A 22,917-nucleotide genomic window follows, 5' to 3' on the forward strand; every position below is an offset into this window, starting at 1 on the left:
CTGTGGTGTAAATCTCTGGTTTGACCACGCATTATTGCGTTTCAAAGTTGTTAAATTTTTCCGGTTGTTCTAGAAACAAAATGTAACATCTCACTGTTTCACAACAACGGACAACAACTATGAACAACTCAGGGAAATACCTTATATGGGCAGGGCTCTCCGTTGTGGGAGCCTTTGCCCTGGGCTATATCGCCCTCAACCGGGGGGAACAGATCAATGCGCTCTGGATCGTCGTCGCCTCCGTCTGCATTTATCTGATCGCGTACCGTTTTTATGGCCGCTATATCGCGAAGAACGTTCTGGCCGTTGACGCTACGCGCATGACGCCTGCCGTCCGCCATAACGACGGGCTGGACTACGTGCCGACCGACAAAAAAGTGCTGTTCGGTCACCATTTTGCGGCGATTGCCGGAGCGGGTCCGCTGGTGGGGCCGGTGCTGGCAGCTCAGATGGGCTACCTGCCGGGGATGATCTGGATCCTCGCGGGCGTGGTGCTGGCGGGCGCGGTGCAGGACTTTATGGTGCTGTTCGTCTCGACCCGCCGCGACGGGCGTTCGTTGGGTGAGCTGGTGAAAGAGGAGATGGGGGCAACCGCCGGGGTAATTGCGCTGGTGGCGACCTTTATGATCATGGTGATCATCCTCGCGGTGCTGGCGATGATCGTGGTGAAAGCGCTGACCCACAGCCCGTGGGGGACCTATACCGTTGCCTTCACCATTCCGCTGGCGCTGTTTATGGGGATCTATATTCGCTACCTGCGCCCGGGCCGCATTGGTGAGGTGTCGGTAATTGGCCTGGTATTCCTGGTGTTCGCCATTATCTCCGGCGGCTGGGTGGCGGAAAGCCCGACCTGGGCGCCGTTCTTCGACTTTACCGGCGTCCAGCTGACCTGGATGCTGGTGGGCTACGGCTTTGTGGCGGCGGTGCTGCCGGTATGGCTGCTGCTGGCTCCGCGTGACTATCTCTCTACGTTCCTGAAAATCGGCACCATCGTCGGGCTAGCGATCGGCATTCTGATTATGCGCCCGACCCTGACCATGCCTGCGTTAACCAAATTCATCGACGGTACCGGCCCGGTCTGGACCGGCAACCTCTTCCCGTTCCTGTTTATCACCATCGCCTGCGGCGCGGTGTCGGGCTTCCACGCGCTGATCGCTTCCGGCACCACGCCGAAGATGCTGGCGAATGAAAATCAGGCCTGCCTGATCGGCTACGGCGGCATGCTGATGGAATCCTTTGTCGCCATCATGGCGCTGGTCTCTGCCTGCATCATCGACCCGGGCGTGTATTTCGCGATGAACAGCCCGATGGCGGTACTGGCACCGGCTGGTACCGTTGACGTGGTGGCGTCCGCCGCGCAGGTAGTGAGCGGCTGGGGCTTTGCGATTACCCCTGATACGTTGACGAGCATCGCCAGTGAAGTGGGCGAGCAGTCGATTATCTCCCGTGCGGGCGGGGCGCCGACGCTGGCAGTGGGGATGGCCTACATCCTGCACGGCGCGCTGGGCGGGCTGATGGACGTGTCGTTCTGGTATCACTTCGCCATCCTGTTCGAGGCGCTGTTTATCCTGACGGCGGTAGATGCGGGTACCCGCGCGGCGCGCTTTATGCTGCAGGACCTGCTGGGGGTGATCTCCCCGAACCTGAAGCGTACCGATTCGCTCCCGGCTAACCTGCTGGCGACGGCGCTGTGCGTGCTGGCGTGGGGATACTTCCTGCACCAGGGCGTGGTTGATCCGCTGGGCGGAATTAACACCCTGTGGCCGCTGTTTGGTATCGCCAACCAGATGCTGGCGGGCATGGCGCTGATGCTCTGCGCGGTGGTGCTGTTCAAGATGAAGCGCCAGCGTTACGCGTGGGTGGCACTGGTGCCAACCGCGTGGCTGCTGATCTGTACCCTGACGGCGGGCTGGCAGAAGGCCTTCAGTCCGGACAACAAGGTGGGCTTCCTGGCGATTGCCAACAAATTCCAGGCGATGATCGACAGCGGTAAGATCCCGGCGCAGTACACCGAGTCCCAGCTGTCTCAGCTGGTGTTTAACAACCGTCTGGACGCCGGGCTGACCATCTTCTTTATGGTGGTGGTCGTGGTGCTGGCGTTGTATTCTCTGAAAACCGCGCTGGCGGCGTTGAAAAACGATAAGCCAACGGCGAAAGAGACGCCGTACGAGCCGATGCCTGAAAACCTGGAAGAGATTGTGACCCAGGCGAAAGGGGCGCACTAACCTGTGTGCCGGGTGGCGGCTTCGCCTTACCCGGCACACATTTCTTCTCCGGCCTTTCCCTTTGGGAGATGGCCGGAAACAAACGAGAAACTGATTATGTTCGACACCCTTTCCAAAGCAGGTAAGTACCTGGGCCAGGCCGCCAAAATGATGATTGGCGTGCCGGACTACGACAATTACGTCGAGCATATGCGCGTTAACCATCCGGACCAGACGCCCATGACCTACGAAGAATTTTTCCGCGACCGCCAGGATGCCCGCTACGGCGGCAAGGGCGGGGCGAAGTGCTGTTAACCCTCTTTCGGTAAATAGAGGCTGATCTGTTCCTGCTTGCAGCCGTAGATCGCCGCCAGCTTTTCACGGGTGCGCTTTTGCGGACGGGAGTCGAGCGCTTCCAGCTGCGACACGGCGGACTGGGTGATGCCGAGTTTTTCCGCCACCTCCTGCTGGGACATGCCGCGCAGGATACGCCACGCGGCCTGCAGGCTGACGTTCTGCCAGGTCATGATGCTGCATACTTCTCCCGGCAATTCCACGTCATCCAGACTATCGTGTTCGACTTCAATATCCTCCAGATCGTCATCGGTTTCGTCGTCAATTTCTGTCATCTGTAAGAGCATACGAAAATATTCGTGATAGGGAATAACGACGTACTGCGTTTTCCCATTATCGTCCTTGATTAGCTGTACAGCCATAGTTGGCACTCTCCTCATGCAGGTAAGTCGTTGAAGTTCTGCGCTTGACGGCCAAAACATAACAATGGTCATCGGGAGCGTCCCGAAGCGTATAGACGATGCGGTAATCGCCTACGCGAAGCCGGAAATGATTTTCTGTCGTCGATATTTTTTTGATATCGGGCCGGGGAGCCGAGCTGTCATCCAGCTCGGAGAGCTTTACCTCAATTCGACGCTGATATCGCTCGTCAATTCTGGAAAATGCCTTTTTTGCACCATTTGACCAGACAATCTTCATCCGTACCTCCACTGTACGCCCACACAAAGTATAAGGAAATAATAAGGCTATTAGATAAATTCCGAATTTCTAATGGGATACTGTAGAGCGGTAAAATAACCGGAGAAAGCGGCAAAACGCGAACCGTCGAGGGCGCTCGGAAACGCCTCTGCCGGGCGACAGAGGCTTGCAGGGAGATTGCGATCAGGCGTTCAAACCGCCGTCCACGTCCAGGCCGGTACCGGAGATCTGCCCGGCCGCCGGGCTGGCAAGAAACGTGACCGCCGCCGCGACGTCTTCCGGCTGACCGTAATGACCCAAAGCAATAAGCTGACGCTGAGAGTCAGCCTGTTCCCCGTCTTCCGGGTTCATATCGCTGTTGGTGGGGCCGGGGTGCACCAGGTTAACGGTAATGCCGCGCGGCCCTAAATCACGAGCCAGCCCGCGGGTGAGGGAATTCAGCGCCGATTTGGTCATCGAGTAAACGGCAATGCCCGGCTGCGCCACGCGGTTTGCCAGACAGCTTCCGATGTTGATAATGCGCCCGCCGTCGGACATGTGCACCAGCGCTTCCTGAATGGCGATCACCACGCCGCGAATATTGACGTTGATAAGGGCGTCAATGTCCGCCAGCGTCATGGACTCCAGCGGGCCGCCGCGCGCGATCCCGGCGTTGTTGACCAGAATGTCCAGCCCGCCAAGAGAACGCGCCGCATGGGTGACGGCATCCTGAATCGCCTGCGCGCTGGCGCTGTCGGCCTGCACGGCTTCGCTGTGGCGCCCCAGCGCCTTAATCTCATCGGCGACCGCCTGGGCTTTATCGGCAGATTTTTCATACGTAATAATCACATCCGCACCGGCGCGCGCCAGCGACAGGGCAATCGCACGACCCAGCCCGCGGCTGGCACCGGTAACCAGCGCCTTTTTACCTGTTAAATCGATCTGCATGATGACCTCGTTACGAGAGTGGTAAGAATCATCATTAGGTATAGCCTGTCGGGGCGATTAACGGCTGAAGGATTCCACTTTCTCAAACGCGGCGCGCAGAACGTCAGGCGTTAACGTAACAGGTAAATAGTGAATCGACTCCACCGGGCGCAGGGTGTGGGCGATGACCCGATCCAGCTCGTCGCGGTTATTGATGTCGACGTCCAGCTCGCGCAGCGTGGTCGGCAGGTTAAAACGCTGGTACGCCGCGACCAGCTGCGCCAGCACGTCGTCCTGGCCGAGCAGGGCGCTCTGCACCAGAATCCCGTAGGCTACCTTGGTGCCGTGCAGGTATTTTTCCGTCTGCGGCAGCACGGTTAAGCCGTTGTGTACCGCATGCGCCGCCGCCACGCGGGTATAGCGCTCGCCCAGGCCGCCAACCATTCCGCCGCCGGCGATGATTGCATCGACCACGTCCCGAAACGCCTGCGTCTGTTCGCCGCGCTGCTGGTCGGCCAGCGCCTCTTCGCTGCGCGCCAGCAGCACGTCGCGGATCGCCAGCGCGCCGTTGATGCCCAGCCGCACGGTCAGCGGCAGGTTCTCCGGCTCAGGTGCCAATACCACCGCTTCGTACCACTTCGCCAGCGTATCGCCGATGCCCGCCAGCAGATACTCCGCCGGGGCGTTAAGGACGATCTGCGGCTCCACCAGCACCAGGAAGTTGGCGTCGTCGAAGATCTCAAAATGCAGCGCCTGACCGGCATCGTTGTACCAGACGGAGAGCGGGGTCCACGCCGCGCAGGTGGCGGCAATGGTGGGGATGCCCACGAACGGCACCCCTAAGCGGCGCGCCACGGCCTTGACGGTATCCATCACCGCGCCGCCGCCGACGCCAATCACCACGCTGGCGTCGCTGCCGGATTCATTCACCAGATGGGTGACGTCGCGCTCGCTGCAGTGGCCTTTAAACAGCAGGCGTTTCGCCCCCGGCGCGTTAAAGCTCTCCGGCAGGAAAGGGCGCGCGCCTTCGATAGCGCGCTCGCCGTAAATCCACACCGCGCGGGAAAGCTGTTCCGGGGTAAAGAAGTTATCCAGCCTCGCAAGGCTTCCGGGATGAGATAAGTAGTTCGCCGGGCCAGGCACGACGCGGATATCGGTGTTGCTCATGATGGTGTCCTTTTTGCGGAAGCGCTAACCCGATGTTATGTCTGGACATCCGGATGGCTAATAATATTTCGCTTTAACTTATGCCTTTTCCGTCGTTGTCAGTCAACCGGAGCTGTGAAAAATTCGATAAATCAGAAGAGTAATGAAGGATTTACGCGGATGGTTTCCAGTCGCCTTGAGATGCGCGGTATCAGCCTGGCCTTTTCCGGCTTTCAGGCGCTGTCGCGCGTGAATTTCACCTTAACCGGCGGATCCGTACACGCGCTGACCGGCGCCAACGGCGCGGGGAAATCGACGCTGATGGCGGTGCTGTGCGGCACGCACGACCACTATGAGGGCGAGATCAGCATCAACAACCAGCCGGTGAGCATCCGCGAACCGCTTGACGCCAAACGGCTGGGGATCCACCTCGTGCAGCAGGAGGTGGACGTGGCGCTGATCCCGGGGTTAAGCATCGCCGAAAACATCATGCTCGACCAGCTGGCGCAGCCGGGGCATCGTTTCAGCTGGCGCGCGATCCGCCAGCAGGCGAGACAGGCGCTGGCGCAGCTCGACGTGACGCTGGACGTTCGCCGTTCCATCGACGGCTGTTCGCTGGCCGAAAAGCAGCAGATTTTGCTGGCACGCGCCTTGTCCCACCACTGCCGTTTTTTGATTCTTGATGAGCCCACCGCGCCGCTGGACGCGCATGAGAGCGAGCGCCTGTTTGGGGTGGTGAGACGCTTAAAGCAGCAGGGCATCGGCGTGGTGTTTATCTCTCACCGCATTCACGAGCTGAAGGCCATCTGCGACACCCTGACGGTGCTCCGCGACGGCAAGCTGATCGAGTCCGGTCCGATGGCCGATCTTAGCGGCGAAGCGATCGTCGAGAAGATGCTCGGCCACGTGCTGAGCGATATCTATCCGCCCGCGAGGCCGCCGCACGGCGAAGAGACGCTGCTGCGGGTGGAAGGTCTGCATGACGACGCGCTGCTGAAAGATATCTCCCTGCACCTGCGCAAAGGCGAAATCCTCGGGATTGCCGGGCTGGCGGGCGCGGGGAAAACCGAACTCTGCAAGGCGCTGTTTGGCGCCACCAAAAGCCGCGTGGCGCGCGGTGAGCTGAATCATCAATCCTGGCAGCCGTGCGACCCGGCCGACTCCGTGCTGCGCGGTCTGGCGCTGGTGCCGGAGGAGCGGCGCAAAGAGGGCATTTTTATCGACGAACCGGTGAGCATGAACCTGGCGGTAACGGCGGATAACAGCTTCTCGCGCTGGAGCCTGTTTGGCCATCGTCAGGCGTGGCGCTGGGCGGAAGAGGTGATAGCCCGCGTCGGCGTGCGCGCGCGTGGGCCGGGGCAGGTGCTGCGCCGTCTCTCCGGCGGCAACCAGCAGAAGGTTGCCATCGGTAAATGGCTGCGCAATGACGCCAGCGTGCTGATCTTCGACGAGCCGACCAAAGGCGTGGACGTGAAGGCCAAAACCGATCTGTTCCAGCTTATTGACGGCCTGGCGCGCGAGGGCAAAGGGGTGATTTACGCTTCGGGCGAATTTGCCGAACTGGTCGGGTTGTGCGACCGCATCTGCGTGCTGTGGGACGGGCGCATCGTGGCGGAAATCGCCGGGGCCGAGGCCCGCGAAGAGACACTACTTTATTATTCAACCGGAGGAACGGCGTCGTGAGCAAGGCCCTTTCAGTGAACGCGGCGGCGTCTGGCCGCCAGCAGATTTTCGATTTTCTCTACAGGTGGGGCATGCTGTTGACCGTCGTCGCGCTGGTGGCCGTCTTTGGCCTGGCGTCGGACAGCTTCCTCGATCCGAACAACATCATCAACATTCTGCGCTCGATTGCCATCGTGACGGTGATTGCCATTGGCGTGTCGATCTCGTTGACCATCGGCGGGTTCGATCTCTCCGTCGGATCCACCGCCTCGCTGGCGAACGCGCTGGTGGTTTCACTTTTCGTCTGGCACGGCTTGGGTACCACCGAGTCGATTCTGATCACCCTCGCGCTCTGCACGCTGGTGGGGCTGTTTAACGCCTTCCTGATCGTCATCCTGCGTATTCCTGACATGCTCGCGACGCTTGCCAGCCTGTTCGTCATTCAGGGCGTGGCGATGACCTACAGCTACGGCGGGTCGATTACCGAGAACATGGTGCTGCCGAGCGGCGACATGGCGGAAGGCACTATTCCGGTGGCGTTCAGCCTGCTGGGGCAGGTGCCGACCATCGTTATCGTCATGCTGGTGGTGACCGTGCTGGCGCAGCTGGGCCTCTCGTTGACCACTCACGGGCGCCGGATGTACGCCATCGGCGGCAACCCCGAAGCCGCGCGTCTCTCCGGCATTCGTACCACGCGCTACAAGGTGGCGGCCTACGTGATTGCCTCTCTGCTGGCGGGACTGGGCGGGATTTTGTTGGCTTCGCGCATCGGTTCGTCGCAGGTAAATGCGGGCGGCGGATACCTGATGGATGCGGTGGCGGCGGCGTGGATTGGCTTCTCCCTGGCAGGCTCCGGCAAGCCGAACGCGCTGGGAACCCTGGTCGGAGCGGTCATTCTCGGCGTGCTGTCGAACGGGCTGGTGATGCTATCCGTGCCGTACTACGCCATGGACATTATAAAAGGGCTGGTGCTCGCGGTAGCGCTGGCGATTACCTACATACAAAAACGCTGACAACACAACGGGATAAAAAAATGAAAAAGATTGCACTCTCTTTGGTGGCACTTGGGTTGCTCACTGCTCTGCCAGGCTTCGCGGCTACGCCCGCGCCGCTTCCGGCTGCCATTGCGAACCATGACGGCCCGATCCGCATCGCGGTGATCCGTAACCTCGGCTCAGACGACAACACCACGCAGTTTATTGCCGGGGCAATTCAGGAAGGGAAAAAGCTCGGCTTTAAGGTCAGCACCTTTTTAAGCAACGGGGACGACGCCAAATTCCAGGACTTCGTGAACCAGGCCATCAGCCAGAAATATGACGGGATTATTCTCTCTCAGGGGCGCGATCCGTACTCCACCGCGCTGGTGAAGAAAGCGGTGGATGCCGGGATCAAAGTTTCAGTCTTTGATACGGCGGTTAACGGCGAGATCCCGGGCGTAACCGTCACCCAGCAGGACGATGCCTCCCTGACGAACCTCTCCTTCGGCCAGCTGGCGAAAGATTTCAACGGCAAGGCCAATATCGTCAAGCTGTGGGTGGCGGGCTTCCCGCCGATGGAGCGTCGTCAGGCGGCCTATAAAGAGCTGCAAAAGCAGTATCCGGACATCAAAGAGCTGGAATCTATCGGCGCCGTTTCCTCTGACGTGCAGGGCGATACCGCCAACAAGGTGGGTGCGATCCTCGCGAAATATCCGAAAGGCAAAATCGACGCCATCTGGGGCACGTGGGACGCCTTCAGCCAGGGCGCGTATAAGGCGCTGAAAGAGAACGGCCGCACCGAAATCAAGCTCTACAGCATCGACATCTCCAACCAGGATCTGCAGCTGATGCGCGAGCCGGGCAGCCCGTGGAAAGTGAGCGTGGCGGTGGATCCGAAGCTGATTGGAGCGACCAACGTGCGTCTGGTGGCGAACAAGATTGCCGGGGAAGCGACGCCAGCGACCTACGATTTCAAAGCGGCGGCCATTCCTCAGGCGCTGCTGACCGCCCAGCCGGGCCCGGTGAACGTGGCGTCGCTGGGGAAAATCATTCCGGGCTGGGGCCAGACGGAAGATTTTATCGCGCCATGGTTTGCGACGCTGGAAGCGAAAAATAAATAAAATCAGGCCGGGTGGCGTCAGGTGCGGCCTGACGCCCTCACCCCGGCCCTCTCCCGCAGGGAGAGGGGGAAAACCAACAGTACCCGTAGGCCCGGTAAGCGTAGCGCCAACGGGCGAAAGGAGTTCAAGGTGTCTCAACTACCCCCACCCGAATACAGCCGCAATATGCGGCTGATTGGCCATAGCGATCAGGGCGGTCGTCCGGACGGCGTACAGCTGATGGTGCATCGCGGTTTCGCCTATATCGGCCATATGGTGTCGCAGGGCTTTTCGATTGTCGACGTGCGCGACCCGAAGAACCCGAAAGCGGCGGGCTACGTGCCCGCGCCGCCCGGCACCTGGAACGTGCACCTGCAGGCGCATGACGATCTCCTGCTGGTCATCAACGCGCGGGATCTTTTTGCCGATGCCCGCTTTGCCGACGAGAAGGTCTACTACACCCGCCAGGTGGGGGAGACCGTTAGCGACGTGCAGGACAAAGGCTGGAGCGCCGGGCTGCGCGTATTTGATATCTCCAAGCCCGACAGGCCGCGCGAAATCGGCTTTCTGTCGCTGAGCGGCATCGGCATTCACCGCATCTGGTACGTCGGCGGACGCTGGGCCTACGTTTCAGCACTCATTGACGGCTTTACCGACTACATCTTTCTGACCATCGACCTGGCGGACCCGCGCAAGCCTGAAGTGGCGGGGCGCTGGTGGCTGCCGGGGATGAACCAGGCGGAAGGGGAGAAGCCGAACTGGCCGGAAGGGAAACGCTACGCGCTGCACCACGCGATTATCGCGGGCGATACCGCCTACGGCAGCTGGCGCGACGGCGGCCTGACGCTGCTGGACGTGAAGGACCGCACCCGGCCGAAGCTGATTAGCCACCGCAACTGGAGCCCGCCGTTTGGCGGCGGGACGCACACCGCGCTGCCGCTGCCGGACCGCGATTTGCTGGTGGTGCTGGACGAAGCGGTGCTGGATAACCAGGAGGACGGCGAAAAGCTGATCTGGCTGTTTGATATCCGCGAGCCGTCGAACCCGGTGAGCATCTCGACCTTCCCGCAGCCGGATGAAACCGACTATGTGGCGAAAGGTGCGCATTTCGGGCCGCATAACCTGCACGAGAACCGGCCGGGGAGCTTCGTCAGCTCGACGCTGATTTTTGCGACGTATCAGAACGCGGGCGTGCGCGCGTATGACATTTCCAATCCGTATCGTCCGGTGGAAACCGGCGCGCTGGTGCCTGCGGCACCGGAGAAAATGATGGATACCCGCCCGAATCGCCCGCAGGTGATCCAGTCGTGTGACGTGTTTGTGGATGCACAGGGAATTATCTACAGCACGGATTATAACGGCGGGCTGTCGGTGATTGAGTATTTGGGGTAAGCGCAGTTTGATGCCCTCACCCCGGCCCTCTCCCACAGGGAGAGGGAGAAAATCAGAATCGTAGGCCCGGTAAGCGCAGCGCCACCGGGCACAAAGCCGGCACTCAGCTGTACTGCCGCACTCGTGCCACCAGATCTTCCGCGCTATCGATGCGGTCGGCAATGACAATCAGCGCTTTACCGAGCGTTATCGCGTGGCGCAGGCACTCGTGGCGCATCGCCTCGTCCTGGATGGTGTCGATATCCGCCACGTGGGAAAGCCCGACGCTGCGGCGAATGAGCTCGGTGCCGCAGAAGCCGATGGCGTCATGCCAGACCTTTTTCAGGAACGCGGAGGCATAGCCCGGCGCGCCGAGCGCGGCGTCGCGCGTTTTCTCGTTTGCCAGCGCCTGGAAGCGTTCCGCGAAGGTGTTCCACAGCTCCTGAATATCGGTCAGGCGCTGCTCGCGCGCGGCGGCGGCATCGCGAATGCCCAGGTGCCCCGGCAGCCCGCAGAAGTTCAGCAGCAGGTTGCCGATGGCGGTGCCGACGTCAAAGCCAATCGGGCCAAAGTAGCCGAACTCGGCGTCGATGGCCTTCAGGCTGCCGTCGGCCACAAAAATCGAGCCGCTGTGAATATCGCCGTGCAGGAGCGCTTCGGCGTGCGAGAAGAAGCGATGCTTCAGGGAGGCCACGGCAATTTTAAGCTGAGCGTCGTCGCGCAGGGCCGCGACGTCATTTTCCAGCTCGGCCGGGTAGCTGTTGCGCTCGTGGATCTGGTACGGATCGTTGAAGAACAGATCTTCGGTGATCTCGCACATCTCCGGGTTGATGAATTTCGCCACCTGCGCTTTCTTCTCGTGCGGGTGCAGGTAGAAATCGCTGGTGTAGAACAGCGCGTGCGCGAGGTATTCACCCAGCTGACGCGCCGCCAGCGGGTAATAATTATTTTTGATCAGCTCGCCGCGCCAGATGCGATGGCTGGAGAGATCTTCCATCATCATCACCGCCAGCTCCGGATCGAAGTGGTGGATTTTCACGGTGTGCTGCGGGCTGTGCCGGTAGTGCTCGACTAGGGTTTGCGCCTCCAGACGGGCGCGGTCCAGCGTCAGCGGCCAGGACTCGCCGACGCAGCGCACGTAGGGTAGCGCCTGCTTAACGACGATGCGGCTCACGCCCGCGCTGTCGAAAATTTTAAAGACCAGATTGAGGTTGCCGTCGCCAATCTCCTGCGCCTCTACCAGCGATGAAGGATCGTCAAGTCCGCCAAACTGCCTGGCATACTCCACGGCATCCTGAGCGGTAAAGGTACGGTATTGCGACATGGCCTGCTCCTCACGAGTTTTTAAATTAAGACATGTAGACGTCTATACATCTGGATTTCATCCTGACACAATGTGCTACAACAACGCAACAGGGAATTAACGACATGCAGACATTACAGACGACCAGCCTGCGGGTGGCGAATAATCAGCTCTTTATTCTCGACCAGCAGGCCCTCCCGCAGGAGAAACGCTGGCTGGATGCCTCGACCGTAGAGGCGCTGGTTGGGCATATCCACGCCCTGCGCGTGCGCGGCGCGCCGCTGATTGGTCTCTCTGCAAGCCTGCTGCTGGCGCTGCTGGCGGAAAACGGCAAAAGCCGTGACGAGCTGGCGATTGCGCTGGAAACCCTGCGCGCGTCCCGCCCGACGGCGGTGAACCTGATGAACAATCTCGACCGCATGAAGATTGCGCTGTGGCAGGAAGAGTATGTTCCGGCGCTGGTGTCGGAGGCGCTGCGCCTGATTGATGAAGATAAACGACTCTGTGATGCCATTGCGAAAGCGGGCAGCGCGCTGGTGAAGCCCGGCAGCCGCCTGCTGACCCACTGCAACACCGGCGGACTGGCAACGGCGGGGGTCGGTACGGCGCTTGGGGTCATTGCTCGCGCGCACCAGGAAGGCAACGTGAGCAACGTCTGGGTCGATGAAACCCGCCCGCTGCTGCAGGGCGGTAGATTGACCGCGTGGGAGCTTGGCGAGCTGGGTGTGCCGTATCAGCTGATTACCGATTCCATGGCCGCCAGCCTGATGGCGAAAGGGCAGGTAGACGCCGTGTGGGTGGGCGCAGACCGCATTGCGGCTAACGGCGACGTGGCGAACAAAATCGGCACCTACTCCCTGGCGGTGCTGGCAAAATTCCACGGCATTCCGTTCTATGTGGCCGCGCCGCAAACGACCCTCGACCCGGAATGCCCGAACGGCGACGCGATCCCGATTGAGCAGCGTGCCGCCAGCGAGGTGACGGGCGTCGCCGGAAGCTTTGGCGCGGTTCAGTGGGCGCCGGAAAACGCGCAGGTCTACAACCCGGCGTTTGACGTTACGCCAGCCTCGCTGATTAGCGGCTGGGTGCTGGATACGGGCGTGGTCACGCCGGAAGAGGTTGCGGAAGGGAAATTTGCCTGAGTCCGGCTATCCTTTAAGGGGCTCCCTTAAGAGGACAACATCGTGACGCTCGATCCTGAAACTGACTTAAAACTGGAGCGCGTGGTGGATGCACCGCGCGACCTGCTGTGGCTGTGCTGGACCACGCCGGAACACATCAAAAACTTCTTCATTCCTGCTCCCCATAAGGTGACCGAATGCGATCTCGATCTCCGCGTGGGCGGGCGGTTCAACACCGTGTTTGAGGTGGACGGTCAGCGGATGGATAACCGGGGCGTCTTTCTGGAAATCGATCCCGGTCAAAAGCTGGTCTTTACCGACGGCTATACCGAAGGCTGGAAACCGGCCGGGAAGCCGTTTATGACGGCGATCCTGCTGCTGGAGGATGTGGGCGAGGGCAAGACCCGCTACACGGCGATTGCGCGTCATCCGACGAAAGAAATCCGCGAACAGCATGAACAGATGGGCTTCCACGAAGGGTGGGGGATTGTGCTGGATCAGCTGGTGGGGTATGTGAAAGGACTGGAGCGTTGAAGCCCGAGCGGCCTGATGACCTCACTCCGACCCTCTCCCACAGGGAGAGGGAGCAAACGCTAAAAACGGCAGCTATAGCTGCCGTTTTGCTTTTACCTATGCGAGGCGTGGATACGCATCCGCGATCGCATCGCCCGTAAACTGCGCCACCCAGCCTTCCGGATTGTCGAAAATACGAATGGCGGTAAAATTCGGCTCTGAGCCCATATCAAACCAGTGCGGCGTGCCCGCGGGAACGGAAATCAGGTCGTTTTTCTCGCACAGCACCTGATACACCTCATCATCAATGTGCAGGCAGAACAATCCCGCGCCTTCCACGAAAAAGCGCACTTCGTCTTCGCCATGGGTATGTTCGTTCAGGAACTTCGCGCGCAGCGCCTCTTTCTGCGGGTTGTCGGCGCGCAGGCTAATCACATCCCAGCTCTGATAGCCTTTCTCCGCCACCAGCTTGTCGATCGCATGCTGATACGCCGCGATCACGGCTTCAGGCGCGGGATCGTGTCCTAAATCGCGATCCGCAGCCCAGCGTTCAAACCGCACGCCTTTGGCGTTGAGCTGCTGGGCGATCTCGGCGGCGTCGGTGCTGTGCCACTGGTGTTGACTGGCGTCTTTATCGGAATAAATGGTCAATGCGCTCATGAAGGGATCTGCTCCGGATTAATCTCGTCAAACTGGTGGACCTGATGGTGATGGCTTGCGCCGTCATCATCACCGCGAATCAGCTGCAGGGTGCGAAAACCTGCCTGTTCAGCCGCGTCCAGCTCCTGATGAATATCGGACAGGAACAGGATCTGCGACGGGGCGATGCCCGTTTGTGTCGCAATGTTCTGATAGGACTGCACCTCGCGCTTGGCGCCGATGTGGGTATCAAAATAGCCGCTGAACAGATGAGTAATATCACCTTCGTCGCTGTAGCCAAATAACAGTTTCTGCGCGGCGACGGAGCCAGAGGAATAAACATAGAGATCAATCCCTTGCGCTTTCCACTTTTCCAGCGCAGGCAGTACGTCCGGGTAGAGGTGGCCCGTGAAGTCGCCGTTCACGTAGCCGTCATGCCAGATGATCCCCTGCAGGGCTTTTAGCGCCGTGGATTTGCGGTCTTCATCCATAAAGGCAAACAGCGCGTCGATGAGTTCGCCGACGCTGGCGTGTGGATTACCGATTTCATCACGCAGGTTGTCCAGAATGGATTTGACCGGCTCGGCGTACTGCTGGGCGGTCACGAAGGCCGCCAGCCGCTCACGCGCGTAGGGGAACAAAACATCATGGACAAAACGAATATCGCTGGTGGTCCCTTCAATATCCGTCACAATCGCGCGAATCATACTCTCTCCAGTTGTCGTAAACGCATTTCGCATTCAAATAGGAATTCTAGTCCTTCCAGATGACGGCGGGCCTCGGCCACGTCGCGTCCCCAGCAGGTTAAGCCATGACCGCGCAGAAGAAAACCATAATTAAGCGGGCGCTCCTGCGCGTAATGGGCGATTCGGGAGGCGAGGGCGTCGATATCCTGGTCGTTATCAAAGACCGGGATAGCCACCGTATCCAGATGCGTGGTCTGCCCGGTGAGGGATTTTTGCATCTCAAAACCGCTGATGTTGAGCTCGGCTTCTTTGACCAGACGCGACAGTACCGTGGCGTTGACGGTATGAACGTGCAGGACGGCGTTGGCTTCCGGGAACAGGCGATAAATCAGCGTGTGAAGACCGGTTTCCGCCGACGGCCTGCGGCCAGACGGCGCGCGGTTGGTGGCAATTTCAACCTGCAGAAAGTCCGCCGTTGTCAGGCTGCCTTTGTCTTTGCCGGATTCGCTGAGCCAGCAGAGGTGTTCGTCCTGACGCACCGACATATTGCCGCCGGTGGCTGGCGCCCAGCCTTTGGCGCCAATCCAGCGGCAGGCGTCGACAAGATGTGTGAGTTGCAGGTTGTCTGTCATTTCCTTTTACCCTCGCGGTCAGGAATATTCATATGGTTTAGACGTCTAAGCGTCTTGATTGCCAAAGACTAACATCGTGTTATAGTGGCAGCAACATAAGTATTACAAGCAGGCACGACACAATGAGCAATAACGCTTTGATTCCGAAGAGTAAACTTCCCAATCTCGGTACTACCATCTTTACGCAGATGAGCGCTCTGGCGCAGCAGCACAACGCCATTAACCTTTCTCAGGGCTTCCCGGATTTCGATGGCCCTACCTATTTACAGGAGCGTCTGGCGTACCACGTGGCGCAGGGGGCGAATCAGTATGCGCCGATGACGGGCGTGCAGGCGCTGCGGGAAGCCATTGCGGATAAAACGGCGGAGCTGTACGACCATAAGCCCGATGCGAACACCGACATTACGGTGACGGCAGGGGCGACCGAAGCGCTGTATGCGGCCATCACCGCGCTGGTGCGTGCGGGCGATGAAGTTATCTGCTTTGACCCGAGCTACGACAGCTATGCGCCTGCGGTTGAACTCTCCGGCGGCGTGGTGAAACGCGTGGCGCTTCAGCCGCCGCACTTTCGCCCTGACTGGCAGGCGTTTGCCGCGCTGCTGAGCGACAAAACCCGCCTGGTGATCCTGAACACCCCGCACAACCCGTCGGCGACGGTGTGGCAAAAGGCCGATTTCGCCGCGCTGTGGCAGGCGATTGCGGAGCGTGAAATTTACGTGCTCAGCGATGAAGTCTACGAGCATATCTGCTTTGCAGAAGAAGGACACGCCAGCGTGCTGGCCCATCCGCAGCTTCGCGAGCGCGCAATCGCTGTCTCGTCATTCGGTAAGACTTACCATATGACCGGCTGGAAAGTGGGCTACTGCGTCGCACCGGCCGCCATTAGCGCCGAGCTGCGCAAGGTGCACCAGTACCTGACCTTTGCCGTGAACACGCCGGCTCAGCTGGCGCTGGCGGATATGCTGCGCGCTGAACCCGGGCATTATCGCGCGCTGCCGCGTTTCTACCGTGAACGTCGGGATCTGTTTGTGGCGGCGCTAAGCAAAAGCCGTCTGGAGATTTTGCCCTCAGAAGGGACCTATTTTCTGCTCGCCGACTACAGCGCGATATCGGATCTGGACGACGTGAGCTTCTGCCAGTGGCTGACGAAAGAGGTGGGCGTGGCCGCTATTCCGCTGTCGGTATTTTGCGCCGATCCCTTCCCGCATAAGCTGATCCGTCTTTGCTTTGCGAAGCAGGAATCGACGCTGCTGGCGGCGTCAGAGCGTCTGAACACGCTCTGATTATTTCACCGTCCAGGCTTCTGAGTAACGACGGTCTGCAAACAGTTCCAGCAGACCGTTGATTTGCTTGAGGCGCAAGACTTCATCGCCGTCCATACCCAGTTCCCTGCTTATTCTCTCGTCATTCCAGCCAAGCTGCACCAGCTCGCGAACGATCTCCGACATGGCGTTAATCTGGTGTCGACCCCGCGCCCGGTTGTGACGAATCGTGGCGGCCATACGGTTATGTTTATCCTGCCGATCCCGACGCAGGCAGGTGATGGGGAGATAGCCCTTGAGCTGACGCTTCAGCGCCGCCCGATTTTTACCAATTTCATGGCGATGAAAACCATCCACAATTTCGTAGTGGTGCGGTTCGCTTTCAGTCACAACGATAGGTTGGGTGAATCCATCGAGCTCCAGTGACTGACTGAGCAGCCGTTTTTCTGGTGGCGCAACGTTATTGGGGTTGTAGTCGTTAGCGGTAATAGCGTCCTGTCTTATCCAGAGGACGCAGTCTATAGGTTGCTCACGAAATGGACTGTGTTTATGGATCGCTTCACGAAAGGCATTTATGGCGTTAATGCGCTCCTCTTCGGAAAGTGACTGAAGGTACGTTTCCATCTCGGTGATTAGTCTTTGTTGCATAATATGCCCCACTCCTTGCGTTTCGCCTTCACTCTTTCGCTGTAGCGCTGATAATGTTTGGGTTTGTTTGGGCTGAACGATAGCGCCCTGCACCAGTAGTCGTTATTCAGGAGAACCTTGCAAATACGGCGCCATGAGGGAATATCTTTGGCTCCGATATCACCGTCCTGCGTATCGGGAATATCCTCCAGGCCTCTCTTCTGATACCAGTGCAGATAAATGGCGATTTTATTGCGGTAATGCTCAGCCGTATGTTGCGGCATGCTGTCGAGGAGCAACATGGCATATTCGCGCCAGCACAGGTGTTCGGGTTTCAGAATTTTTCGGTGACCATAAAAATGGTTATCGTGTCCGGCGTACATCCCCCCGCTGCGCGCACCGCTCACGCGCTCACACATGGCCGCCCAGCGATCGGGCTCAACAACGTGGTAGAGCCATAATCCCTGACGCTGTTCAGGACCAAAGGGTTCACAAATCCGCATGTAGCGTAGCGGCACGCCAGCCTGAAACATCAGGTCATAGAGTGGGTTATAGCAACACCCTGATTTGGCGAACCAGGTCCATATATCGGCGGTTTTCCAGTCGTAGAGAGGGTAGATATACCAGGCATGTCCTCCCGGTGCGACGGTTGTCCAGGGTTTATCGTCGGCAAACCGCTGTTTACGCGCCGACGCGATAGCCAGAAAACGGTTGTAAGACTCATCGGCGCGGATGCCAATCAGTATCGCCGCCGGGCGATTGCAGGAGAACCAGTCGGAGAAACTGCGGACAAAGGTTTCAAACGTCATGCCTGGCTGGTAGAAGGAAAAAAAAGCGGGATCGGTAATCGCATCGTCAGGAGGCTGGCGGACCCATCGGGTGCCGGGTTCCCAGCATTGCCATTTCGGCTGGAATTGTGACAGTGAATTTTGCGTTGTCAGGGGAAGCGCGACCCACCAGAAATGATCGATGACATCGCTGTACAACTCGCGCATATGTTCCACATGGGTAATGGTATGGGAAAACTGCGCTTCCCAGTCGATAAAGAGCACATCTATTTTGATTTTCATCAGTCGCGCCTGTTGGGCAACCAGATGCAGCATAATGGTGGAGTCTTTACCTCCTGAAAAAGAAACACAGGTTTTGGGAAAGTTTTCGAGCGTCCATTTTATTCGCTCCCGAGCAGCGGTAAGAACATCCTGATTTAAAGAGTATTTATAAAGTGACATGCTTATTCTCATCCTGAGGGATAAATACCTGACTGTAGCGTCAATGCTAATGAGAGGATTATATCAGTCAATTTTAATTAGATATGCTACGGTAATGATATCTCTTCAATAAAACTCGCGAATGCCGAGCTATTGAGCGCGGAACGGTTGTACATCATGTAAATATCAATGCTTGGGAATTGAATGTCAGTTTCCACTTTTCGCAGGTTGAGGGCTGGGCCATATTGTTCGAAGGCCGGCGCAGGTACTAATCCTATGAGATCGGACGAACCGATCGCCGACAGAAGGGATATAAAAGAGTCGCTACGATAGACGATATTTCTTTTGGTTAACAGGCTTTCGGCCTTTTCCTGATAGTCTTTGAAGCTGTTCTCATCGTTCAGGTAGGCGGTGAAGTTTTCATTCAGGATCTCTTCACGCGTGGGATTTTCACTGAGACGGGGATGGCCCTCACGACAAACGAGGACGAAAGGAAGTTTATGGTAGAGGCTACAGGCGACAGAATGATTGTTAGAAGAAGAAAATGAAAATATCAGGTCGGCTCTTCTGTAGGCTAAGAGATCTTCTGCTGAATCAGACGAAAGAAAAACATCATGTAATTCAATTGAATAGTTATGGTTTTCCATCAGCAATTTTATAGGGTCAAGCGTTGCTTTCATACTCATAAAATGCGGGCAATAAATGACAAAGTTCTTCTTCAACCCGCTGCTGTGCATGATATTGATAGTCTGCTCCAGCTGGTTCAGGTTCTGTTCCAGATGATGATGCAGATTGACGCCGACGGTCGTGGGCGTGATCCCTTTACCGGAACGGATAAACAGAGGATCGTTGAGTTGCCCTCTCAGACGCTGCAGTGACTGGCTCACGGCAGAGGGTGTGATATACAGCGTCTCGGCGGCTTTACTGATACTAAGGTGCTGGTAAATGCACTCGAAAATGACTAACAGATTAAGATCGAATTTTTTAAGGTCATAGAGGTTTGCCATGTTTCGTCCTGAGGGTGCTGCGTTTGCTGTGGTTATCATATAACTGGTAACAATAGTTTGAGGCTAACTATTTATAATTCTTTCGGTTAATTCTCTTAGTTTTAAATTAAAAACATCTTAATATATCACGGTGGCAGATTATTGAAATAGTGCTTCGAAGGCGATTGAGATAACTTTATTGTAGAAAAGGGAGTGATCATTTTAAATGACAATTGCCATTTATATATCGCGATAGTTTTATAATAAAAATAAATCTATAACGCTCCGGAATGATGTTCGACGCAACCTATCACAGCCATAGGCAGGAATGCCTCTCTTATGGATTGCTCAATCCCTGCGCGGGTGGTGTAATCAAAAGGCTGTTACCGCCTTGATATAAAGGGTTGTAGAGCGCAACGCAACGCCAGTTTCGGCTGGCACTGAATGTACCTGCGGGGAATTCAGGTATCAGGGCCGCCCGTTGAGGCGGCCTTTTTACTTTTAGGCTTTCCTGTAAAAGGTTCACCTTGTTGTCTTGTCGACGTTGTAAGGTTTGGCTGATTGATTTGATAAAGCATACGCATTAGCCCCGATGAATAAAGTTGGTTACCTTACATCTCAACGAAAACACGGAGGAAGTACAGATGTCTTTGATTAACACCAAAATTAAACCTTTCAAAAACCAGGCGTTCAAAAACGGTGAGTTCATCGAAGTTACCGAGAAAGATACCGAAGGCCGCTGGAGCGTCTTCTTCTTCTATCCGGCTGACTTTACCTTCGTTTGCCCGACTGAACTGGGTGACGTGGCAGACCATTACGACGAACTGCAGAAGCTGGGCGTAGACGTTTACTCTGTCTCTACCGATACCCACTTCACCCACAAAGCATGGCACAGCAGCTCTGAAACCATCGCGAAAATCAAATACGCGATGATCGGCGACCCGACTGGCGCCCTGACCCGTAACTTCGACAACATGCGTGAAGATGAAGGCCTGGCTGACCGCGCCACCTTCGTTGTTGACCCGCAGGGCATTATCCAGGCTATCGAAGTTACCGCTGAAGGTATCGGCCGTGATGCTTCTGACCTGCTGCGTAAAGTGAAAGCTGCTCAGTACGTGGCTTCTCACCCTGGCGAAGTATGCCCGGCGAAATGGAAAGAAGGCGAAGCGACGCTGGCTCCATCCCTGGACCTGGTTGGCAAGATCTAAGTCTGTAAAGCCTGGCGGCGCTGCGCTTGCACAGGCCTACAGTATCGTAGGCCGGGTAAACGAAGTGCCACCCGGCAATCAATGGGCGCACCCGCGCCCATTTCATTCCAGCACCATGATGCAAGTTGCATTCAGGCCGCCCGTATAAGGCAGCTTGCATGATGACGTCTTAAGAGAGGGAAGAACAATGCTCGACACTAACATGAAAACCCAGCTCAAGGCCTACCTTGAGAAACTGACCAAACCCGTTGAGCTGATTGCCACGCTGGACGACAGCGCCAAATCGGCAGAGATCAAGGAACTGCTGGCGGAAATCGCCGAGCTGTCGCCGAAAGTGACCTTCAAAGAAGACAACGCGCTGCCGGTCCGTAAGCCCTCTTTCCTGATTACCAACCCAGGCTCCGACCAGGGACCGCGCTTTGCCGGCTCGCCGCTGGGTCACGAATTTACCTCACTGGTGCTGGCACTGCTGTGGACCGGTGGTCATCCGTCAAAAGAAGCGCAGGCGCTGCTGGAGCAGATCCGCGATATCGACGGTGATTTCGAATTTGAAACCTATTACTCGCTCTCCTGCCACAACTGCCCGGACGTGGTGCAGGCGCTGAACCTGATGTCGGTCCTGAACCCGCGCATCAAGCACACGGCGATTGACGGCGGTACCTTCCAGAATGAAATCACCGAACGCAACGTGATGGGCGTTCCGGCGGTCTACATGAACGGCAAAGAGTTCGGCCAGGGCCGTATGACGCTGACCGAAATCGTAGCCAAAGTGGATACCGGTGCTGAAAAACGTGCGGCGGAAGAGCTGAACAAACGCGATGCTTATGACGTGCTGATCGTCGGTTCCGGTCCTGCGGGCGCGGCGGCAGCGGTGTACTCCGCGCGTAAAGGTATTCGTACCGGCCTGATGGGTGAACGATTTGGCGGCCAGGTGCTCGATACCGTGGACATCGAAAACTACATTTCCGTGCCGAAGACCGAAGGTCAGAAGCTGGCAGGGGCGCTGAAGGCGCACGTCAGCGACTATGACGTAGACGTGATCGACAGCCAGAGCGCCAGCAAGCTGGTTCCGGCCGCGGCCGAGGGTGGTTTACACCAGATTGAAACCGCGTCCGGCGCGGTGCTGAAAGCGCGCAGCATTATCATTGCCACCGGCGCGAAATGGCGCAACATGAACGTTCCGGGCGAAGATCAGTACCGTACCAAAGGCGTGACCTACTGTCCGCACTGTGATGGCCCGCTGTTTAAAGGTAAACGCGTGGCGGTGATCGGCGGCGGTAACTCGGGCGTGGAAGCGGCTATCGACCTGGCGGGGATTGTTGAGCACGTTACCCTTCTGGAGTTCGCTCCAGAGATGAAGGCCGACCAGGTACTGCAGGATAAAGTTCGCAGCCTGAAAAACGTCGACATCGTACTGAACGCGCAGACCACGGAAGTGAAGGGCGACGGCAGCAAAGTGACCGGCCTGGAATATCGCGACCGCGTGAGCGGCGACGTGCACAGCGTTCAGCTGTCAGGGATCTTCGTGCAGATTGGTCTGCTGCCAAATACCACCTGGCTGGAAGGCGCGATTGAGCGCAACCGCATGGGCGAAATCATCATCGATGCGAAATGTGAAACCAGCGTGAAAGGCGTGTTTGCGGCGGGCGACTGCACCACCGTGCCGTACAAACAGATCATTATCGCCACGGGCGAAGGGGCGAAGGCGTCTCTGAGTTCCTTTGACTACCTGATTCGCACCAAAACCGCATAACAGAAGAAAGTAAGGCTACACCTGCAATAGCGAGAGGCCACCGAAAGGTGGCCTCTTTTTTTATCTTACGACCATCACCGGTATATGGGTGTGGCGGATCACGCTGGAGGCGTTAGATCCCAGCAGATGCGTGGTAATGGAAGGGTTGCGCGAACCGATGACCACCACGTCTGCTTTCAGCTCGTTCGCCAGTTCGTTTACCGCATCGCGTACGCTGCCGAATCTGACGTGCGTTTTGATGCGAGAAGGGTCGATGCTGAAGTGGCTGACCATGGTTTGCAGACGAGTTTCCGCTTCATGCTGCAAATGCTCCTCGAAGCGACGCACGTCGGCGGCAAAGCGGTGCAGGCTCAGGCTGGCGGAGCCCGGCAGTACGTGTAAAAGATGGATAACACCGTCCTGCTGCGCCAGGAACTCCGCATGGCGAACGGCCTTGTCGCTCAGCTCCATCTCAAAAACATCAACCGGCATAATGATTCTCTGATACATACCCGTTTCTCCTTGTTTATAAACGCTGAACTCATTCAACCATAAAAAATAAATGGTTTCTGTAAGCGCCCCGTCAGTTTTCTTATCTCGCCAGGATAAATCTCAAAAGGCCCATATTACGGGGCAGACCT

23 protein-coding genes are annotated in these 22,917 nt (G+C 57.6%); 11 read left to right on the top strand and 12 right to left on the bottom strand.

Features of this window, described 5'->3' with window-relative positions; genetic code table 11:
* Positions 1-119 precede the first annotated feature (119 nt).
* Positions 120-2,225 carry a pyruvate/proton symporter CstA gene (cstA, locus tag SPG90_RS01490; RefSeq protein ID WP_023310711.1) on the top strand — a complete coding sequence of 702 codons (2,106 nt, stop codon included), beginning with the start codon at positions 120-122 and terminating at the stop codon, positions 2,223-2,225.
* Positions 2,226-2,321: 96 nt separating this feature from the next.
* Positions 2,322-2,519 carry a YbdD/YjiX family protein gene (locus SPG90_RS01495; protein WP_006809671.1) on the top strand — a complete coding sequence of 66 codons (198 nt, stop codon included), beginning with the start codon at positions 2,322-2,324 and terminating at the stop codon, positions 2,517-2,519.
* Here the strand turns inward: SPG90_RS01495 and SPG90_RS01500 are convergent.
* The 4 genes from SPG90_RS01500 to SPG90_RS01515 form a co-directional block, all read right to left on the bottom strand.
* Positions 2,516-2,920: a helix-turn-helix domain-containing protein gene (locus SPG90_RS01500; RefSeq protein ID WP_126302903.1), complete on the bottom strand. Its 405-nt coding sequence runs from the start codon at positions 2,918-2,920 to the stop codon at positions 2,516-2,518. The genes SPG90_RS01495 and SPG90_RS01500 overlap by 4 nt on opposite strands.
* Positions 2,892-3,197: a type II toxin-antitoxin system RelE family toxin gene (locus SPG90_RS01505; protein ID WP_023310713.1), complete on the bottom strand. Its 306-nt coding sequence runs from the start codon at positions 3,195-3,197 to the stop codon at positions 2,892-2,894. The genes SPG90_RS01500 and SPG90_RS01505 overlap by 29 nt, the downstream gene beginning before the upstream one ends.
* 183 nt (positions 3,198-3,380) lie before the next feature.
* The gene (locus SPG90_RS01510) at positions 3,381-4,124 is read right to left on the bottom strand and encodes an SDR family NAD(P)-dependent oxidoreductase (RefSeq protein ID WP_032661029.1); all 744 of its coding nucleotides are present in this window, start codon (positions 4,122-4,124) and stop codon (positions 3,381-3,383) included.
* Positions 4,125-4,181: 57 nt separating this feature from the next.
* The gene (locus SPG90_RS01515) at positions 4,182-5,270 is read right to left on the bottom strand and encodes an oxidoreductase (protein WP_126302902.1); all 1,089 of its coding nucleotides are present in this window, start codon (positions 5,268-5,270) and stop codon (positions 4,182-4,184) included.
* A 159-nt stretch (positions 5,271-5,429) separates the two neighbouring features.
* Here SPG90_RS01515 and SPG90_RS01520 point away from each other — a divergent pair, with 159 nt between their 5' ends.
* The 4 genes from SPG90_RS01520 to SPG90_RS01535 all read left to right on the top strand — a co-directional run bounded on the left by SPG90_RS01520 (position 5,430) and on the right by SPG90_RS01535 (position 10,380).
* Positions 5,430-6,932, top strand: coding sequence for a sugar ABC transporter ATP-binding protein (locus SPG90_RS01520; RefSeq protein ID WP_239632092.1), 1,503 nt, complete (start codon positions 5,430-5,432; stop codon positions 6,930-6,932).
* Entirely contained in the window at positions 6,929-7,924 is a 996-nt protein-coding gene (locus SPG90_RS01525; protein WP_023310717.1) for an ABC transporter permease, read from the top strand. Before SPG90_RS01520 ends, SPG90_RS01525 begins: the two co-directional genes overlap by 4 nt.
* Positions 7,925-7,944: 20 nt before the next feature.
* A complete protein-coding gene (locus SPG90_RS01530; protein WP_042715243.1) occupies positions 7,945-9,009 on the top strand; it encodes a sugar ABC transporter substrate-binding protein in 1,065 nt (354 codons plus the stop codon).
* 129 nt (positions 9,010-9,138) lie between these two features.
* Positions 9,139-10,380 (top strand): LVIVD repeat-containing protein, encoded by a 1,242-nt coding sequence (locus SPG90_RS01535; RefSeq protein WP_213750975.1) that lies wholly within the window; start codon positions 9,139-9,141, stop codon positions 10,378-10,380.
* 103 nt (positions 10,381-10,483) lie between these two features.
* On the opposite strand, the gene mtnK is transcribed toward SPG90_RS01535, so the two are convergent.
* A complete protein-coding gene (mtnK, locus tag SPG90_RS01540) occupies positions 10,484-11,683 on the bottom strand; it encodes an S-methyl-5-thioribose kinase (protein ID WP_047173404.1) in 1,200 nt (399 codons plus the stop codon).
* A 104-nt stretch (positions 11,684-11,787) separates the two neighbouring features.
* On the opposite strand from mtnK, the gene mtnA reads away from it, so the two are divergent.
* Complete coding sequence (gene mtnA / locus SPG90_RS01545; RefSeq protein WP_126302899.1) at positions 11,788-12,804, top strand: S-methyl-5-thioribose-1-phosphate isomerase; 1,017 nt, start codon at positions 11,788-11,790, stop codon at positions 12,802-12,804.
* 42 nt (positions 12,805-12,846) lie between these two features.
* Positions 12,847-13,317 carry an SRPBCC family protein gene (locus SPG90_RS01550; RefSeq protein WP_023310722.1) on the top strand — a complete coding sequence of 157 codons (471 nt, stop codon included), beginning with the start codon at positions 12,847-12,849 and terminating at the stop codon, positions 13,315-13,317.
* 96 nt (positions 13,318-13,413) lie between these two features.
* Here the strand turns inward: SPG90_RS01550 and SPG90_RS01555 are convergent, their stop codons facing one another.
* From SPG90_RS01555 to SPG90_RS01565, 3 genes are read right to left on the bottom strand one after another with little or no spacing between them, the layout of a single operon-like run.
* Positions 13,414-13,956: a 1,2-dihydroxy-3-keto-5-methylthiopentene dioxygenase gene (locus SPG90_RS01555; RefSeq protein ID WP_023310723.1), complete on the bottom strand. Its 543-nt coding sequence runs from the start codon at positions 13,954-13,956 to the stop codon at positions 13,414-13,416.
* The gene (gene mtnC / locus SPG90_RS01560; RefSeq protein ID WP_126302898.1) at positions 13,953-14,642 is read right to left on the bottom strand and encodes an acireductone synthase; all 690 of its coding nucleotides are present in this window, start codon (positions 14,640-14,642) and stop codon (positions 13,953-13,955) included. The genes SPG90_RS01555 and mtnC overlap by 4 nt, the downstream gene beginning before the upstream one ends.
* A complete protein-coding gene (locus SPG90_RS01565) occupies positions 14,639-15,253 on the bottom strand; it encodes a methylthioribulose 1-phosphate dehydratase (RefSeq protein WP_047173407.1) in 615 nt (204 codons plus the stop codon). The genes mtnC and SPG90_RS01565 overlap by 4 nt, the downstream gene beginning before the upstream one ends.
* A 122-nt stretch (positions 15,254-15,375) precedes the next feature.
* On the opposite strand from SPG90_RS01565, the gene SPG90_RS01570 reads away from it, so the two are divergent.
* Positions 15,376-16,536 (top strand): pyridoxal phosphate-dependent aminotransferase, encoded by a 1,161-nt coding sequence (locus tag SPG90_RS01570; protein WP_126302897.1) that lies wholly within the window; start codon positions 15,376-15,378, stop codon positions 16,534-16,536.
* On the opposite strand, the gene SPG90_RS01575 is transcribed toward SPG90_RS01570, so the two are convergent.
* The 3 genes from SPG90_RS01575 to citR form a co-directional block, all read right to left on the bottom strand.
* The gene (locus SPG90_RS01575; RefSeq protein WP_045402112.1) at positions 16,537-17,163 is read right to left on the bottom strand and encodes an IbrB-like domain-containing protein; all 627 of its coding nucleotides are present in this window, start codon (positions 17,161-17,163) and stop codon (positions 16,537-16,539) included.
* Positions 17,148-18,371 (bottom strand): phosphoadenosine phosphosulfate reductase, encoded by a 1,224-nt coding sequence (locus SPG90_RS01580; RefSeq protein ID WP_126302896.1) that lies wholly within the window; start codon positions 18,369-18,371, stop codon positions 17,148-17,150. Before SPG90_RS01580 ends, SPG90_RS01575 begins: the two co-directional genes overlap by 16 nt.
* Before the next feature lie 86 nt (positions 18,372-18,457).
* A complete protein-coding gene (gene citR, locus SPG90_RS01585) occupies positions 18,458-19,357 on the bottom strand; it encodes a DNA-binding transcriptional repressor CitR (RefSeq protein ID WP_045402116.1) in 900 nt (299 codons plus the stop codon).
* Between the two features lie 623 nt (positions 19,358-19,980).
* Between citR and ahpC the strand changes: the two genes are divergently transcribed.
* Together ahpC and ahpF are read left to right on the top strand one after the other, a co-directional pair.
* Complete coding sequence (ahpC, locus tag SPG90_RS01590) at positions 19,981-20,544, top strand: alkyl hydroperoxide reductase subunit C (protein WP_008501015.1); 564 nt, start codon at positions 19,981-19,983, stop codon at positions 20,542-20,544.
* A gap of 187 nt (positions 20,545-20,731) precedes the next feature.
* A complete protein-coding gene (gene ahpF, locus SPG90_RS01595; RefSeq protein WP_023310730.1) occupies positions 20,732-22,297 on the top strand; it encodes an alkyl hydroperoxide reductase subunit F in 1,566 nt (521 codons plus the stop codon).
* Between the two features lie 60 nt (positions 22,298-22,357).
* Here ahpF and uspG read toward each other — a convergent pair whose 3' ends face one another.
* Positions 22,358-22,786 carry a universal stress protein UspG gene (gene uspG, locus SPG90_RS01600; protein WP_023310731.1) on the bottom strand — a complete coding sequence of 143 codons (429 nt, stop codon included), beginning with the start codon at positions 22,784-22,786 and terminating at the stop codon, positions 22,358-22,360.
* Positions 22,787-22,917 lie beyond the last annotated feature (131 nt).

It is taken from the genome of Enterobacter sp. D2 (genome assembly GCF_034427575.1).
Classification (GTDB): domain Bacteria; phylum Pseudomonadota; class Gammaproteobacteria; order Enterobacterales; family Enterobacteriaceae; genus Enterobacter; species Enterobacter cloacae_M.